The organism is Mycobacterium sp. WMMD1722, from assembly GCF_049315205.1.
In the GTDB taxonomy this organism is placed as follows: domain Bacteria; phylum Actinomycetota; class Actinomycetes; order Mycobacteriales; family Mycobacteriaceae; genus Mycobacterium.
Genome location: NZ_CP186056.1, coordinates 3,516,478 through 3,532,007, shown reverse-complemented (window position 1 = coordinate 3,532,007; position 15,530 = coordinate 3,516,478). Strand labels below are relative to the sequence as shown.

Genomic DNA, 15,530 nt, shown 5'->3' with positions numbered 1-15,530 from the left:
GGCGGGGTCAGGCGGTGGCGAGTTGGGGGGCCGCCTCGGTGCCGGCGCCGGGCCGGGCGAACTGTTTGGCGGCCACCACGGCGGCGGCGGCGGCTGCCGTGCCGGCGGCCAGCGCCACCAGGAACCAGAGCAGGTTCCCGATGGCGAAGAAGACGAAGATCCCGCCGTGCGGCGCTTTGAGCGTCACATCGAACGCCATGATCAAGGCCCCGGTGACCGCTCCGCCGAACATCATCGACGGGATCACCCGCAGCGGGTCGGCCGCGGCGAAGGGTATTGCCCCCTCGGAGATGAACGAGGCGCCGAGCAGCCAGGCGGCGCGGCCGTTCTCGCGTTCGGGCTCGGTGAACAGCGCGGGCCGCACGGTCGAGGCCAAGGCCATCGCCAGTGGCGGCACCATGCCTGCGGCCATCACTGCGGCCATGATCCGCAGCGACGCCGGGTCGGCGACGTTCAGACCGGCGGTGGCGAATGCGTAGGCCGCCTTGTTGACCGGTCCACCGAGGTCGAAGCACATCATCAGGCCAAGGATCACGCCGAGGATGATGACCGAGCTGCCCGACAGCCCACCCAGCCAGTTCGTCAGGCCGGAGGTGATGGCGGCCAGTGGGCGGCCCAGCAGCAGGAACATCAGCAGTCCGACCGCCAACGAGGCGAACAACGGGATGATCACCACCGGCATCAGGCCCCTGGACCACTGCGGCACCTTGATCCGACTGATCCACAGCGCGGCGAATCCGGCGATCAGGCCGCCGACGATGCCGCCGATGAAGCCGCCGCCGACGAAGACGGCGACCGCGCCGGCGGTGAAACCCGGGGCGATGCCCGGACGGTCGGCGATGGCGAATGCGATGTAGCCGGCGAGCGCGGGCACCAGGAACGAGAAGGCCAGCCCGCCGAGGGTGAACAGGATGGCGCCGAGGTACTGCAGCAGGCCGCCGGCGGGCAGGTTGGTCAGCGAGTTGGTGGTGGCGATGATGTTGCCGAGCGAACTGGTCTCACCGTCGGGGGTGTTGGCGATGTCGTAGCCGGCGAACAGGAAGCCGAGCGCGATCAGCAGTCCGCCGGCCGCGACGAACGGGATCATGTAGCTCACCCCGGTCAGCAGGATCTGTCGGGTCCGGGTGCCCCAGCCGACGCCCGACGAGGCCGATGCGGCGGTGGACGACCCCGCGGCCGGGCTGCCCTCCACGCGCGCGGCGTTCGGGTTGTCTGCGGCGGCCAGGGCTTCGGCGACCATCGTGTCGGGTTCGTTGATCGCCCGTTTGACGCCCGAGGCGATGACGGGTTTACCGGCGAAGCGTTGCCGGTCCTTGACGCCGACGTCGGTGGCGAAGATGACCGCGCCGGCGGCGGCGATGGTCTCGGCGGACAGGGGGGTGCTGCCCGAGGAGCCCTGCGTCTCGACGTGCAGGGTGACCCCGGCGTTCTTGGCCGCGGCGACCAGGGAGTCGGCGGCCATGTAGGTGTGGGCGATGCCGGTGGGACAGGCCGTGATGGCGACGAGTGAGCGCGGCGCGGACGGTTGGGCGGGCGGGGTCTCGGCGGGTGCGGCGGGCCGGGCGGGGGCGGGGTTGACCACCTCCTCGACCAGCGTCACCACCTCCTCGGGCGTCCGGGCGTCGCGCAGCGAGGCGACGAACTCCTTGCGCACCAGCGCCCGGGCCAGACTTGAGAGCAGCTTCATGTGTTCGGCACCGCCGGAGTCGGGGGCGGCGATCAGGAAGGCCAGGTCCGCGGGCCCGTCCGCGGCACCGAAGTCGACGGCCGGCGCGAGCCGGGCGAACGCGATCGTCGCGGTCGGTACGAACGGCGAACGGCAGTGCGGGATCGCGATCCCGCCGGGTAGGCCGGTCGCCGACTGCGCCTCCCGGGCCATCGCCGCCGCGATCAGCCCGTCGGTGTCGTCGGTGCGTCCGGCGTCGGCCAGCAGGTGGGCGAGGCGGCCGATCACGGTCTCGCGGTCACTGCCGGCGTCGACGTCGAGCAGCACCAGATCGCTGGCGATGATCGAGGCGGTGGGACTGGACATGGCGGGTTCTTTCTCTCTCGAGCTGACCGGATCAGGAACCGGCCGAAGCGGGGGTGAACATCGGGGGGAGCGGGGTGACGGCGACGCCGTCGAGATCCAGCTGGTCGGGACCGGGCAGAGCCGAACCGGGTAGGGCCGCGGCCGCGCTGCCATAGGCCACGGCCATCCGCAGTCGAACCGGCGGTTCGGCTCCGGCCGCCGTGGCGCGAAGGTACCCGGCCAGCGCGGCGTCACCGGCGCCGACGGTGCTGCGGGGCGCGATCGGCGGCGGAACGGCCAGCCAGGCGCCGGTCGCGTCGACCAGGACGGCGCCGGCCGCGCCGAGGGTGGCGAGCACCGCGCCCACTCCGCGGTCGACGAGGTGGCGGGCCGCGGACACCACCGGCCCGGGATCGCCGGCGGCCGCGGCGCGCTCGAGATCTTCGGGGCGGGCCCCGACCAGCCCGGCGAGTTCCTCGGCGTTGGGTTTGAGCAGATCGGGGGCCGCGCGGTCGAACGCGGCGGCCAGTGCGGCGAGCGGACCCTCGGAGGTGTCGACGGCTATCCGGCAGCCGGTGCCGGCCAGCGCGGCGACCGCGACGGCGTACCAGTCCTCGGCCGGGCCCGGCGGCAGTGAGCCGGAGAGCACCACCCAGTCGGCGCCTGCGGCCGCCTCGACCACCGCGGCGGTGAGGGCCTGCGCTGCCGGGGCGGCGAGTATCGCGCCGCGCTCGTTGAGTTTGGTCGTGGTGCCGTCGGGTTCGGTGATGGCCAGGTTGGTCCGTACGGGCTGGTCGGTCGGTACTCGGCGGAATGGCACGCCGCCGGTCTGCAGCGCGCTCAGCAGCGGATCTCGGTCGGCGGCGGGCAGCAGCGCGACGGTGTCGACTCCGGCCAGGGTGAGGGCACGTGCGACGTTGACCCCCTTGCCGCCCGGTTCGTCGAGTACGCGATCGACCCGCTGCACGGCGCCGCGCACCAGCGTCGCGGAGAGCATGACGGTGCGGTCGATGCTCGGGTTGGGGGTGACGGTGACGATCACGCGACCACCACCTCGACACCGCGGTCGCAGAACTGGGCGCGGTAGCCGTCGCCGAGCTCGTCGTCGGTGATCAGGGTGTCGACGCTGGACAGCGGGGCGAAACTGACGAAGTCCTCGCGGCCGGCCTTGGACGAGTCGGCGGCGACCACGACTTGGCTCGCGGCGCGCACCATGGCCCGTTTGACCGCCGCCTCCTCGCTGTCGGGGGTCGACAGCCCATGGCTCACGCTGATGCCGTTGGTGCCGATGAACGCGACGTCCACGCGCAGGGTCTCCAGCACCCGCAGCGCCTGTTCGCCGACGGTGGCCTGGGTGAGCCCGCGTACGCGCCCGCCGAGCAACTGCAGGCGCACCGTCGGCACGCCGGCCAGGCGCGCCGCGATCGGCACCGAATTGGTGACCACGACGAGCTCGCGGTCGGTGGGCAGCTGGGCGGCGATGCGGGCGGTGGTGGTCCCGGCGTCGAGCAGCACGCTGGACCCGCCGGCGGGCAGGTGGTCGACCGCCGCGGCGGCGATCCGGTCTTTGTGTTCGGCCCGGGTCTCGTCGCGTTCGCCGACGCCGGATTCGACCAGGTGCAGCGCGCGGGCCGGCACGGCGCCGCCGTGGACGCGGCGCAGCAGGCCGGCCCGGTCGAGGGCTGCCAGGTCGCGTCGCACCGTCTCGGTGGTGACGTCGTACGCCTCGGCCAATTCGGCCACCGACGCCCGGCCCTTGCGCATGACGAGGGAGGCGATGGCCTGCTGCCGTTCTTCGGCGTACATGGAGCTCCGTCAATCTCGGGCTGGCATTCGGACAAGATCCGCGGTCTGGCTTCGGAACATGCGTGGATCGGGCACCGAAAAGTTGGTTATGTTTGGTTTTACCTCCGTTCGTGTTGACTTGTCAACGAATATTTGTAATCTGGTTCACATGGTCACGCCTCTGTCGTCCACCTCACAGCCACCGTCGGGCAGCGTTCTCCAAGGAGTCCCGGTGGTCCCGGGCGTGCGGTACGGGCCGGTGATCCGGCCCGGCGGACCCCCGGTCGTCGATGACGACGGCGGTGACCTCGCCGAGGATGACCGGTCCGCCGAGGTCGCGCGCTTCACCTCTGCGGCGACGGCCGTCGCCGGCCGGCTGCGCGACCGGGCCGCGCATGCCACCGGGGCGGCCAGTGAGGTTCTGGCGGCCACCGCCACGCTCGCGCAGGACCGCGCTTGGCTGGGCGCCGCGGAGAAGCGGATCACCGGCGGCGCTTCTGCCGCGCGTGCGGTGCGGGAGGCCGTCGCCCAGTTCGTCGAACTGTTCACCACGATGGGTGGGTTGATGGCCGAACGTGTCACCGATCTGCAGGACATCCGCGACCGGGTGGTCGCCGAGCTCAGCGGCCTGCCCGAACCGGGTGTGCCGGTGCCGGCGCAGCCATCGATCCTCTTCGCGCCGGACCTGGCACCGGCCGATACCGCCGGCCTGGATCCGACGCTGGTGGTCGCGCTCGCCACCACCCTGGGCGGCCCCACCAGCCACACCGCGATCATCGCCCGCCAGCTCGGCATCCCGTGCGTCGTCGCCGTCGACGGTCTGGACACGGTGCCCGCCGGGGTGTCGGTGCTGGTCGACGGTACCGCCGGAACCGTCACCGTGGCCCCCGACGAGGCGGTCGCGGCCCAGGCGGTCGCCACGGCGGTACAGGCGGCCGAACGTGCCGGGCGCTGGAGCGGACCCGGTGCCACCGCCGACGGCCATCCGGTGGCAATCCTGGCGAACGTCCAGGATGGCGCGGCCGCGCGTGCCGCCCGGGAGACGCCGGCCGAGGGTGTCGGACTGTTCCGCACCGAACTGTGCTTTCTCAACCGCGATACCGAACCGAGCGTGGCCGAACAGGCCGACATCTACGCCGAGGTGCTCGAGGCGTTCGAGGGGCACAAGGTCGTCATTCGCACGCTCGACGCGGGATCGGACAAACCGCTGAAGTTCGCCGGGCACCCCGACGAGGCCAATCCCGCGCTCGGCGTGCGCGGCATCCGCATCGCCAGGAACGAGCCCGGTCTGCTGGAACGGCAACTCGAGGGCATCGCCGTGGCGGCGGAGCGCACCGGAAACCCACCGTGGGTGATGGCGCCGATGATCGCCACCGCCGACGAGGCGAAAGACTTCGCCACGGCGGTTCGGCGGCACGGTCTGACGCCCGGGGTGATGATCGAAGTGCCCGCGGCGGCGCTGCTGGCCGACCGGATCCTCGAGCACGTCGACTTCCTCTCGATCGGCACCAACGATCTGGCGCAGTACACGATGGCCGCCGACCGGATGTCCGCCGATCTCGCGGCGCTGACCGATCCCTGGCAGCCGGCCGTCCTCGCGCTGGTGGCCATGACGGTGCGGGCGGGCGCGGCGGTGAGAAAGCCGGTCGGCGTGTGCGGCGAGGCCGCGGCCGATCCGCTGCTGGCCGGCGTCCTGGCCGGGTTCGGCGTGACGTCCCTGTCGGCCGCGGCCGCGGCGGTGCAGGGGGTGGGCGCGCGACTGTCGGAGGTCACCCTGCAGCAGTGCCGTGCCGCCGCGGATGCCGTCCTGGCCACCGCCACCGCCGCCGAGGCGCGGGCCGCCGCACGCGCGGTCCTGGGTTAGACGGTCCAACCGGTGGCCTGCGGCCAGGCCTCCACGTCGGCGCCGTTGCGTCGCAGTGCGACGTACTCGTAGCCCTCCTCGGCCGCGTATCCCACGGTGTCGGCGTACACCCGGCGCGCCTCGTCCTCCGGTCCCGTGGCCACCGACACCTCCTGGGCGCCCTGGGCGGCGTCGCCCCGGTCGTTGAGCCGGGCGGCCACCACCTCCCATTCGGCGGGTTCATTGGCATGCGTCATGGCCGTGGGGTAACCCGGACCCGCCGCGGGAATCAATCGGACCGTGGTCCGGTTACTCGTGGCATGCCCGCGATCACTGCCGACACCCTGACCCTGCCCCGCGTGGCGGCACCCTTGCCCTCCGACACCGACCGACCCGTCCGCTCCGTCACCACCGGCCCCCGCGGCTACGAAGGCGAGGGGTTCCCGGTCGTCCGTGCGTTCGCCGGAGTGAGCGCCGCCGACCTCGACCCGTTCATCCACATGGACCAGATGGGCGAGGTGGAGTACGAGCCGGGCGAACCGCGCGGGACCGACTGGCATCCGCACCGCGGCTTCGAGACCGTGACCTACATGATCGACGGCCGATTCGCGCACCAGGATTCACACGGCGGCGGCGGTCTCATCACCGACGGCGCCACCCAGTGGATGACGGCCGGTTCGGGCATCCTGCACATCGAGACACCGCCCGCCGAACTCGTCGAGAGCGGTGGGGTGTTCCACGGGATCCAGCTGTGGGTGAACCTGCCGCGCCGCGACAAGTTCGCCGCGCCGCGCTACCAGGCGATCGAGGGCGGTCAGGTCGCTCTGCTGACGTCCGAGGACGGCGGTGCGCTGGTGCGGGTCATCGCCGGCCAGATCGCCGGGCAGCACGGGCCCGGCCGTGGCCCCGGTTCGACGCACACCCCGATCACGCTGGCGCACGCGACGATTCAGCCCGGCGCCCGGGTAAACCTGCCGTGGGAGCGCGACTTCAACGCCTTGGTGTACGTGCTGTCGGGCCGCGGCACCGTCGGCCCGCTCGGCCATCCGATCGAGCAGGGACAACTCGCGGTGCTCGGGCCCGGGGACCGTATCGACCTCGCCGCGAATGTCACCCAGGAATCCCGTCGTCCGGCGTTGGAACTGCTGATCCTCGGCGGCCGGCCGATTCGCGAACCGGTTTTCCACTACGGCCCGTTCGTGATGAACTCCAAATCCGAACTGATCCAGGCGCTCGAGGACTATCAGGCCGGCCGATTCGGCACCATTCCGCCGGATGCGCTGATGCCGCACACCTCGGGTCGTTAGCTCAGCGCGGTGCGGTCCGGGCCTCCTCGCGGCGGGGGTAGAGCAGCTCCAGCTCGCCGAGCTGGGCGGCGACGGTGACCAACGGCAGCGCCGCCGACACCGACAGCTCACGATCGCCGGCCTCGGCGCGCAGCGCCCGGACGAAGTCGTCGGTGATCGGCGGTAGCGAGCGTGCGACCGGACGGCCGAGCAACCGCAGTGCGGCCAGGTCGGCATGGCTCTCCAGCACCGCTCGGGTGCGCGGATAGACACCCAGCGGGGGCGGCACCACGTCGGCGACCAGCTCGGCGGCGGCGCGCAGCCGCACGCACCGGTTGGCGGTGCGCACCACCGGAGCCTTGGGGTCGATCTCCCCGCCGGTCTCCGAAAGATATTGCCGCAGAGCATCGTCGAGTGTCCGGGAGGCTTCCAGGGCGTCATGGCTCAGCGCCATCACCCGGTCATCGGCAGTCTCGGACGCGCCGCGGGTGACCCGCAGGACCGCCGCCTTGAGCAGCGCGGCCCCGGTCACGCCGGCCTTACGCACGGCCAGCGACACCGACGCCGACGCCCCGCGGGGCCACAGCAGCAGCGAGACGGTCACCCCCACCAGCGCGCCGACCACGACGTCCTCGACCCGGATCAGTCCCACCGACCACCCGGTGGGCTGGATGACGTTGAAGATGATCAACACCATCATGGTGAAGGCAGCCTGGCCGGCGATGAACGAGGCGACCTCGGGCACGTAGGCCGAGCCGAAAGCCACCACGGGCAGCAGCGCCCACATGATCACCGGCTCGACGCCGACCACCTCGATGACCACCACGCCGATGACGAATCCGATGCCGGTGCCGGCGACCGCTCGCACCACGCGGGTCCCGGTGGTCAGCGCGCTGCTGCGCAGTACCGACATCGCGCCGAGCACCACCCAGAATCCGTGTTCGACCGGGAACACGTGGGTGACCGCGACCGCCAGCGCCAGGCCCAGCCCGGTGCGCAGGCTGTTGCGCAGCACCACGGCCCTGGTCGCGACGAAACCCTTGGTGATCGCGGCGACGGCCGTCGTCTCGGGCATCACCCACTCGGCGGCACCGGTGTCCGGCAGGCCCCGCCCGAGCACCCGCGCCCACACCGGGCGCGCGTCGGCCAGCGCGGCGTTGCGCACGATTCGGCCGGTGACGCCGACGGTCGCGGAGAAGGTGCGTCGGCCGAGCAGGGTCCGGCCCACCTCCACCGCGGTGGCGTCGTCGGGCACCACCAGAATCTGCTCGATGTCCTCCCGGTAGCGGCCCTGCGCGATCCCGCGTAGTTCGGTCAACGCCTCGTCGAGGTCGCGGGCGTGGGCGGCGCGGTCGGCGCGGCCCGACAGACTCAACACCGCGGCCGACCCCCGCAACACCCGCATGATGGGCGGTTTCATATCGCCGAGCAGGGCGCCGTGATCGTCGGTGATCCGGTCGGCCAGCCAGCCCAGGTCGTCCACCACGCGGACCAGTGCGCGGCTGCCGGCCGTCAGGGCCACCGGCCGGAAGTCGGCGTTGACGAAGTTGTCGTAGAGCGCATTCATCGCCCGGTTGACGTCGCGGGTGCTCGCCGCCCCGTCCAGACAGTCGGCCAGCTGCCGGCACACCTCGGCGGCGTGCCGGCGCAGATCGTCGTGGTGCCGGGGCGGCAGCATGAACAGCGCCGCGGGGACACAGACCACCAGTGCGATCAGCCAGCCGGTCAGGCGTTCGTCGATCGGGCCGGGCTGGGTGCACGCCGGCAGCACGAAGGTCAGCAGCGTCGCGCGCTGTCCGGCCGCCACGATCTCGCTGAGCACCCCGGAGAACGTCACGGCTACACCGAGGACGAACATCAGCCCGACCGACAGCCACGGATACGGGGCGACCAGGGTGCCGATCGTGATCAGGACCGCACCGTTGAAGCCGAGCCCGGCGTAGGCCAGGGCGCGTGCGGGCCGGTTGCCGGGGAAGTCGGCGAGAATCAGCAGCGCGACCGAGCCGAAGATGGTGAACATCGGGGTCTGGGACTGGCCGGCGAGGACGAAGCTGACGGCCGCGGCGATGGGCAGCACGATCGCCGCGCGGGCCGCCCGACGCAGCGCATCACGCTCCGGGTCACGCCGTTCGACCCGGTCGGCCGCCCGGCGCCAGATCACGGCCGGGGTGAGCATGGTCGCCGATGGTAGCCCGGGGCGGGCGGGTCAGCCCTGGTCCGGCACCGAGGTGAACCGACCCGCATCGAGTGCAACGATCATCTGATCGGCGATCCACCGCAGGGCAGCCTCATCGGGCGGCAGCGTGCTCTGCTCGTAGCCGACGAGGATGTACACGCTCCATGCGGCGAACAGTTCGGCACGCCGTTCGTCGCCGAGCACCTCCAGGGACGATTCGCGCATGATGTCGTAGCGCTGCCGGTCGACCGCCGACTGCACGGCGTGCACGTCCGGGTCGATCGAACTCCACACCCGAATGGCGGCTTCGGCCCCGTGCGGCAGCGCCAGCGCCTCCTTGATCAGCCACTCGATGCGGCGGTGCGGGTCGGGTTCGACCCGCACCGCATCGACCACCCGCATGGTGCGGTGGTGACGCCAGTACTCGACGAGTTCACGGCTGTAGGCCGACCAGTTGGCGAAGTAGTGGTAGAACGATCCGGTCGTCACCCCGAGCCGCTGGCACACTTCGGCCAGCTTCAACCCCCCGTACCCCTGATCGGACAGCACGGCCAGGCCCGTTTCGAAGTAGGCCTCCCGTGTGATGGCACCCCCCATGTCCGGACAGCGTAGTTGCCTCAGGACGGGTTCGCGGACACATCCCGGCACCTAACAGTTTGCTGAGAATCGCCGTTCAGCCGGGATGTCGGGCGGCGAGTGCCGGGGGCGCAGGTGAGTTGTGGCACAATTTCGATGTGCCCCACACTGCCAGCAGAGGACCAGGACGGCCTCCTGCAGCGAAGGCGGCGGAGACGCGCGAACGCATTCTGCGCGCTGCAAGAGAAGTGTTCAGCGAACTCGGCTACGACGCAGCGACTTTCCAGGCTATCGCGATCCGTGCCGATCTGACCCGCCCCGCGATCAACCACTACTTCTCGAGCAAGCGGGTGCTGTACCGGGAGGTCGTCGAACAGACCAACGCCCTGGTGATCAGTGCCGGGATGGAACGGGCCCGGGGCGTGACCTCGCTCCTGGGCCGGCTGTCGGCGTTCTTCTCGGCGGCCATGCACGCCGAATCGGAGGATCGCTCCGCGGCGGCGTTCCTGGTGACCTCGGTGCTCGAGTCGCAGCGCCACCCCGATCTGCGCAGCGACGAGCACGATGCGCTGCGGATGTCCCGGTCGTTCGTGTCCTGGGCGGTCAACGACGCGATCGAGCGCGGCGAGCTGAGCACCGACACCGATATCGACTCGCTGGTGGAGATGCTCGTCGCGGTCATGTGGGGGATGGGCTTCTACGCCGGCTACGTCGGCAGTCACCAGGAGCTCGACGACATCGTCGACAAGTTCGAGCTGCTGATGGCCAACAAGTTGTGGCAGCTCAACTGAGTCGGCGGTGACATCGCGCACACTCGCATAGCTTGACTAAGCTCCTTCGCTAGCATGGACGGTCTCGGCTGGCAGAAGGGGATTCGATGAGTTCGTTGCGCAGTCACGACGACACCTGGGACATCGCGACCAGCGTCGGATCGACCGCGGTCATGGTCGCCGCGTCGCGCGCGGCCGAGACCGCGAGCGACGCCCCCCTGATCCGGGATCCGTATGCGCGCATCCTGGTCGCCAAGGCCGGCACCGGCGTCTGGGAATCGGTGCTCGACGACGACTTTGTCGCCAAGGTCGCCGACGCCGATGCCGAGGCCGCGGCCATCTTCACCCATATGAACAACTACCAGGCGGTGCGCACGCACTTCTTCGACGCGTTCTTCGCCGCCGCCGCCGATGCGGGCATCCGCCAGGTGGTCATCCTGGCCTCCGGCCTGGATTCGCGGGCCTACCGGCTGCCGTGGCCCGACGGCACCACCGTCTACGAGATCGATCAGCCCAAGGTGCTCGAGTACAAGGCGGCCACGCTGGCTGAGCACGACGTCAGCCCGGTCGCCGAGCGGCGCGAGGTGCCGATCGATCTGCGCTTCGACTGGCCCACCGCGCTCCGCGACGCCGGTTTCGACCCGTCGGTGCCCACCGCCTGGCTCGCCGAGGGGCTGCTGATGTATCTGCCGGCCGACGCGCAGGACCGGCTGTTCGAACAGGTCACCGAGCTGTCGGCGCCGGGCAGCCGGATCGCCGCCGAAACCGCCGGCTTCCAGTCCGACGACGAGAAGCGCCAGCAGATGCGGGAGCGTTTCGAGCGCATCGCCGAGAAGTTCGGCCTGACCGACACACTCGACATCCAGGAACTGATCTACGAGGACCCCGACCGCGCCGAGGTCGACGACTGGCTCAACGCGCACGGGTGGTCGGCCACCGCGGTGCGCTCGCAGGACGAGATGCGGCGCCTGGACCGCTGGGTGCTGCCCGAGGAGTTCACGCAGGACGACGACAGCCAGGGTGGGTTCTCCTACTTCGTCACCGCCGAGCGGAAAGCGTAGGGACGCCCGGGTGGAGTCGACGGGTGTCATCGGTGGAGTGAGCCCGGCGTCGGTGCTCACCGCTGCAGCCGTGGCCAGCGCCTCGGGGTGCGACGATGCGCTGACGGCCGTGCTGATCGGCACGCCGGAGATCACCGCGGTCCTGCGGCGCTCGGCCGCCCTGATCGACGAGGTGCCGGCGTTGGCGGCTGCGCACCACGTGCTCGCCGACTACCAGGCGCTGCGCAGCCGCCGCTTCGACGCCTTCCTCGAGGACGCGGGACGCGACGGGATCCGGCAGTGCGTGATCCTGGCCGCCGGCCTGGACACCCGGGCCTTCCGCCTGCGCTGGCCGGACGACACCACGATCTTCGAGGTCGAATGGCCCAAGGTGCTGAGCTTCAAGTCGGCGGTGCTGGACGCTCACGGTGCGTCCCGGCCGGCGCATTGGCGTCCGGTCGCCGCGGAGGCAGGCTCCTCGTGGCCGCGCGCACTGTGGGATGCCGGCTTCAACCACAACGAGCCGACGGTGTGGCTGGCCGAGGCGCTGTTGCCGCTGCCCGATGACGCCCAGGACGCGTTGATGTCCCAGATCGACGGGCTCAGTGCCGCGGGCAGCCGGTTGGCCTACGACGACGCGCTGGGCCGCTGTGCGGGCCGTTCGGATGCGGCGGACTGGCTCACCTCCCGCGGTTGGTGGACCGACGTGGTGGAGGCCCGTTCGCTGCCCGAACTGGCCGCCCACCGCGCCGAGCTGTCCGAGCACGCGATCCTGGCCACCGCCGAGAAGATCGCCTAGTACCCGCGATACCCGACCCGGCGTTCCGCCGCCGATGTCGCCGCCGTATACCTAAGGGTGAACTGGCCGACATCGCCGAGAGGAACCCCATGTCAGGAGTGCAGGATCGCGTCATCGTCGTCACCGGAGCAGGTGGCGGTCTGGGCCGTGAGTACGCGCTGACGCTGGCCCGCGAGGGCGCCAGCGTCGTGGTCAACGATCTCGGCGGCGCGCGCGACGGCACGGGAGCCGGATCGGCGATGGCCGATCAGGTGGTCGAGGAGATCAAGGCGGCCGGTGGCCGCGCGGTGGCCAACTACGATTCGGTCGCCGAAGCGGAGGGCGCCGAGAACATCATCAAGACCGCGGTCGACGAGTTCGGCAAGGTCGACGGTGTGGTGAGCAACGCCGGGATCCTGCGCGACGGCACCTTCCACAAGATGTCGTTCGAGAACTGGGATTCGGTGCTCAAGGTCCACCTCTACGGCGGCTACAACGTGATCCGGGCGGCGTGGCCGCACTTCCGCGAGAACAATTTCGGTCGCGTGGTGGTGGCGACGTCGACCAGCGGGCTGTTCGGCAACTTCGGTCAGGCGAACTACGGGGCCGCCAAGCTCGGTCTGGTCGGCCTGATCAACACGCTCGCCCAGGAGGGCGCGAAGTACAACATCAAGACCAACGCCGTCGCCCCGATCGCGGCGACCCGGATGACGCAGGACATCCTGCCGCCCGAGGTGTTCGAGAAGCTCACGCCGGAGTACGTGGCGCCGGTGGTGGCCTATCTGATGACCGAGGAGGTGCCCGACACCGCGTCGGTGTTCATCGTCGGTGGCGGGAAGGTGCAGCGGGCCGCGCTGTTCCAGAACGAGGGTGTGACGTTCAGCCAGGGGGTGCCGTCGGTCGACGACGTCGCCGGCAAGTGGGGCGAGATCACCGATCTGTCCGCGGCGCAGCAGGCCAGCTTCAAACTCGGCTAGCTGACCGTGAAAGCGCTTCTCGCACGCGAACTCTCGGGCCCGTCAGGGCTCGACTACACCGATGTCGAGGACGCAGGCGGGGAGAGCTCGGTGGTGGTGGACGTCGGCGCTGCCGGCGTCTGCTTCCCCGATCTGCTGCTGCTGCGGGGCGAGTACCAGATGCGCCTCGAGCCGCCGTTCGTGCCGGGCATGGAGGTGGCCGGCACGGTGCGTTCGGCGCCCGCTGGCTCCGGTCTCGCTGTCGGACAACGGGTCTCGGCGTTCACCATGCTGGGCGGGTACGCCGAGCGGGTCGCCGTCGCTGCGGACAGTGTGGTGCCGACTCCCGAAGGCATCGACGATGCGTCCGCGGCGGCGCTGCTCGGCAACTACTACACGATGTACTTCGCGTTGGTCCGTCGCGGAGCATTGCGGCCAGGGGAGACCGTGCTGGTGCTCGGCTCGGCCGGCGGGGTCGGCACCGCGGCGGTGCAGATCGCCAAGGCACTCGGGGCCCGGGTGATCGCGCTGGTGCACCGCCCGCAGGCCGCCGACTTCGTGGCGTCCCTCGGCGCCGATGTGGTGCTGCCGCTGACCGACGGCTGGCTGCAGTCGGTCAGGGACGCCACCGACGGCCGTGGCGTCGACCTGGTCGTCGACCCGATCGGCGGCCCGGCGTTCGACGACGCGGTGCGCGCAATGGCCACCGAGGGCCGGCTGCTGGTCATCGGATTCGCCGCGGGCGGTATCCCGACGGTCAAGGTGAACCGGCTGCTGCTGCGCAATGTGTCGGTGATCGGTGTCGGGTGGGGTGAGTTCGTCAACCGCCACCCCGGCGCGCAGTCGCTGTTCGGTTTCGGGCTGGGCAAGCTGGTCGAGGCCGGGCTGCGTCCGCCGCCACCGGTGCGCTATCCGTTGGCCGAGGGGCGCGACGCGCTCGAGGCGCTGGCCGACGGAAAGGTGCGGGGAAAGCTGGTGCTGGTGCCGTGACGAGCGCTTGCGCGAGGAACCGACAGTGCTGACGAGCGCTTGCGCGAGGAACCGACAGTGCTGACGAGCGCTTGCGCGAGGAACCGACAGTGCTGACGAGCGCTTGCGCGAGGAACCGACGATGTTGACGAAGATCAGGGCGCTCGCCTTCGACGTGTTCGGCACCGTCGTCGACTGGCGAGCGAGCGTGATCGCCGAGGCCGAGGCGTTCGGCCGGCGGCACGGTGTGCAGCGCGACTGGGCGGCCTTCGCCGACGACTGGCGCGGCGGATACGTTCCGGCGATGGACCGGGTGCGCCGCGGCGAGTTGCCCTGGACGAAACTCGACGATCTGCACCGGGAGATGCTCGTCTCGCTGCTGGGCGACATCCCCGGGGTCGGCGCGCAAGACATCGATGATCTCAACCGGGTCTGGCACCGGCTCGCCCCCTGGCCGGATTCGGTGGCCGGGCTGACCCGGCTCAAACAGCGCTACGTCATCACCCCGCTGTCCAACGGCAACGTCTCCCTGCTGACCGAGATGGCCAAACACGCCGGGTTGCCATGGGATTGCGTGATCTCGGCCGAGCTGTTCCGGCACTACAAACCCGATCCCGAGGTGTATCTCGGCTGCGCAGCGCTGCTCGACGTCGCCCCGCAGGAGCTCATGCTCGTCGCGGCCCACCCGAGCGATCTGCGCGCCGCGCGCGACGCCGGGCTGCGCACCGCGTATGTGGAGCGTCCGCTGGAGCGCGGGCCCGGCCGTCGGCCGCCGCGCTACGACGACGGCGAATTCGACCTCGTCGCCGGCGATTTCGTGGAGCTCGCGACCAGGCTGGACGCATGAGCGCCGGCGGGATCGTGCTCGTCGCGCTGGCGATCGCGATCGGGATCATCGGCATCGTCGTGCCGTTGCTGCCGGGCACCCTGCTGGTGTACGCGGCGATCGCGGTATGGGCGTTCGTCGAACAGCGCACCGCGGCCTGGGTGACCCTGGGGGTGGTCACGGTGATCCTCGGGACGTCGCTGCTGATCAAGTACCTCTGGCCGATGCGGCGGATGCGCGCGGCCGACGTGCGCACGACCAGCCTGGTGGTCGGCGCTGTGCTGGGTGTCGTGGGGTTCTTCGTGATCCCGGTGATCGGGCTGGTGATCGGCTTCGTCGGTGGTATCTACCTCGCCGAGCTCGGCGTGCGGCGGGATCAGCGGGTCGCGTGGGCCTCGACGGTGCATGCGATCAAAGGGGTGGCGCTGTCGATGGGGGTGGAGTTGGCCGGCGCCCTGCTGGCCACGACGGCGTGGGTGGTCGGGGTGTACCTGACGCAGTGATGCGGTGGTCC

At 70.9% G+C, this 15,530-nt stretch carries 15 protein-coding genes; 9 read left to right on the top strand and 6 right to left on the bottom strand.

The window, feature by feature from the left end:
* Window positions 1-7 precede the first annotated feature (7 nt).
* The 3 genes from ACN27E_RS16900 to ACN27E_RS16890 are packed head-to-tail and all read right to left on the bottom strand — an operon-like array spanning window position 8 to window position 3,817.
* Window positions 8-2,032, bottom strand: a complete 2,025-nt coding sequence (locus ACN27E_RS16900) for a PTS fructose transporter subunit IIABC (RefSeq protein ID WP_422743175.1) — start codon at window positions 2,030-2,032, stop codon at window positions 8-10.
* A 31-nt stretch (window positions 2,033-2,063) separates the two neighbouring features.
* Window positions 2,064-3,053 carry a 1-phosphofructokinase family hexose kinase gene (locus ACN27E_RS16895; protein WP_422743173.1) on the bottom strand — a complete coding sequence of 330 codons (990 nt, stop codon included), beginning with the start codon at window positions 3,051-3,053 and terminating at the stop codon, window positions 2,064-2,066.
* Window positions 3,050-3,817: a DeoR/GlpR family DNA-binding transcription regulator gene (locus ACN27E_RS16890; protein ID WP_422743171.1), complete on the bottom strand. Its 768-nt coding sequence runs from the start codon at window positions 3,815-3,817 to the stop codon at window positions 3,050-3,052. Before ACN27E_RS16890 ends, ACN27E_RS16895 begins: the two co-directional genes overlap by 4 nt.
* An 88-nt stretch (window positions 3,818-3,905) precedes the next feature.
* Here ACN27E_RS16890 and ACN27E_RS16885 point away from each other — a divergent pair, with 88 nt between their 5' ends.
* Window positions 3,906-5,660 (top strand): phosphoenolpyruvate--protein phosphotransferase, encoded by a 1,755-nt coding sequence (locus ACN27E_RS16885; protein ID WP_422749931.1) that lies wholly within the window; start codon window positions 3,906-3,908, stop codon window positions 5,658-5,660.
* Here the strand turns inward: ACN27E_RS16885 and ACN27E_RS16880 are convergent.
* Window positions 5,657-5,896, bottom strand: coding sequence for a hypothetical protein (locus tag ACN27E_RS16880; RefSeq protein ID WP_422743169.1), 240 nt, complete (start codon window positions 5,894-5,896; stop codon window positions 5,657-5,659). The two genes, ACN27E_RS16885 and ACN27E_RS16880, sit on opposite strands and share 4 nt — an antisense overlap.
* Before the next feature lie 63 nt (window positions 5,897-5,959).
* Here ACN27E_RS16880 and ACN27E_RS16875 point away from each other — a divergent pair, with 63 nt between their 5' ends.
* Window positions 5,960-6,946 (top strand): pirin family protein, encoded by a 987-nt coding sequence (locus tag ACN27E_RS16875; protein WP_422743168.1) that lies wholly within the window; start codon window positions 5,960-5,962, stop codon window positions 6,944-6,946.
* Between the two features lies 1 nt (window position 6,947).
* Here the strand turns inward: ACN27E_RS16875 and ACN27E_RS16870 are convergent, their stop codons facing one another.
* Window positions 6,948-9,101: an FUSC family protein gene (locus ACN27E_RS16870; RefSeq protein WP_422743166.1), complete on the bottom strand. Its 2,154-nt coding sequence runs from the start codon at window positions 9,099-9,101 to the stop codon at window positions 6,948-6,950.
* 30 nt (window positions 9,102-9,131) lie between these two features.
* Window positions 9,132-9,698 (bottom strand): TetR/AcrR family transcriptional regulator, encoded by a 567-nt coding sequence (locus ACN27E_RS16865; RefSeq protein WP_422743165.1) that lies wholly within the window; start codon window positions 9,696-9,698, stop codon window positions 9,132-9,134.
* 137 nt (window positions 9,699-9,835) lie between these two features.
* Between ACN27E_RS16865 and ACN27E_RS16860 the strand changes: the two genes are divergently transcribed.
* The 7 genes from ACN27E_RS16860 (at window position 9,836) to ACN27E_RS16830 (ending at window position 15,519) form a co-directional block, all read left to right on the top strand.
* Window positions 9,836-10,468 (top strand): TetR/AcrR family transcriptional regulator, encoded by a 633-nt coding sequence (locus ACN27E_RS16860; protein ID WP_422743164.1) that lies wholly within the window; start codon window positions 9,836-9,838, stop codon window positions 10,466-10,468.
* An 86-nt stretch (window positions 10,469-10,554) separates the two neighbouring features.
* Window positions 10,555-11,508, top strand: coding sequence for a class I SAM-dependent methyltransferase (locus ACN27E_RS16855; RefSeq protein WP_422743162.1), 954 nt, complete (start codon window positions 10,555-10,557; stop codon window positions 11,506-11,508).
* A 10-nt stretch (window positions 11,509-11,518) separates the two neighbouring features.
* Window positions 11,519-12,286: an SAM-dependent methyltransferase gene (locus ACN27E_RS16850; RefSeq protein ID WP_422743160.1), complete on the top strand. Its 768-nt coding sequence runs from the start codon at window positions 11,519-11,521 to the stop codon at window positions 12,284-12,286.
* Between the two features lie 89 nt (window positions 12,287-12,375).
* Window positions 12,376-13,242 (top strand): SDR family oxidoreductase, encoded by an 867-nt coding sequence (locus ACN27E_RS16845; RefSeq protein ID WP_422743158.1) that lies wholly within the window; start codon window positions 12,376-12,378, stop codon window positions 13,240-13,242.
* A gap of 6 nt (window positions 13,243-13,248) precedes the next feature.
* Window positions 13,249-14,211 (top strand): NADPH:quinone oxidoreductase family protein, encoded by a 963-nt coding sequence (locus ACN27E_RS16840; RefSeq protein ID WP_422743156.1) that lies wholly within the window; start codon window positions 13,249-13,251, stop codon window positions 14,209-14,211.
* Window positions 14,212-14,332: 121 nt separating this feature from the next.
* Window positions 14,333-15,037, top strand: a complete 705-nt coding sequence (locus ACN27E_RS16835) for a haloacid dehalogenase type II (RefSeq protein WP_422743154.1) — start codon at window positions 14,333-14,335, stop codon at window positions 15,035-15,037.
* Window positions 15,034-15,519 (top strand): DUF456 domain-containing protein, encoded by a 486-nt coding sequence (locus tag ACN27E_RS16830; protein ID WP_422743152.1) that lies wholly within the window; start codon window positions 15,034-15,036, stop codon window positions 15,517-15,519. The genes ACN27E_RS16835 and ACN27E_RS16830 overlap by 4 nt, the downstream gene beginning before the upstream one ends.
* The last annotated feature ends 11 nt before the right edge of the window (window positions 15,520-15,530 follow it).

Excerpts from the sequence above, each read along its gene's own strand:
- ACN27E_RS16900 (WP_422743175.1), bottom strand. The coding sequence starts at position 2,032 with ATGTCCAGTCCCACCGCCTCGATCATCGCCAGCGATCTGGTGCTGCTC.
- ACN27E_RS16890 (WP_422743171.1), bottom strand. The coding sequence starts at position 3,817 with ATGTACGCCGAAGAACGGCAGCAGGCCATCGCCTCCCTCGTCATGCGC.
- ACN27E_RS16885 (WP_422749931.1), top strand. The coding sequence starts at position 3,906 with ATGTTTGGTTTTACCTCCGTTCGTGTTGACTTGTCAACGAATATTTGT.
- ACN27E_RS16880 (WP_422743169.1), bottom strand. The coding sequence starts at position 5,896 with ATGACGCATGCCAATGAACCCGCCGAATGGGAGGTGGTGGCCGCCCGG.
- ACN27E_RS16875 (WP_422743168.1), top strand. The coding sequence starts at position 5,960 with ATGCCCGCGATCACTGCCGACACCCTGACCCTGCCCCGCGTGGCGGCA.
- ACN27E_RS16870 (WP_422743166.1), bottom strand. The coding sequence starts at position 9,101 with ATGCTCACCCCGGCCGTGATCTGGCGCCGGGCGGCCGACCGGGTCGAA.
- ACN27E_RS16865 (WP_422743165.1), bottom strand. The coding sequence starts at position 9,698 with ATGGGGGGTGCCATCACACGGGAGGCCTACTTCGAAACGGGCCTGGCC.
- ACN27E_RS16855 (WP_422743162.1), top strand. The coding sequence starts at position 10,555 with ATGAGTTCGTTGCGCAGTCACGACGACACCTGGGACATCGCGACCAGC.
- ACN27E_RS16845 (WP_422743158.1), top strand. The coding sequence starts at position 12,376 with ATGTCAGGAGTGCAGGATCGCGTCATCGTCGTCACCGGAGCAGGTGGC.
- ACN27E_RS16835 (WP_422743154.1), top strand. The coding sequence starts at position 14,333 with ATGTTGACGAAGATCAGGGCGCTCGCCTTCGACGTGTTCGGCACCGTC.
- ACN27E_RS16830 (WP_422743152.1), top strand. The coding sequence starts at position 15,034 with ATGAGCGCCGGCGGGATCGTGCTCGTCGCGCTGGCGATCGCGATCGGG.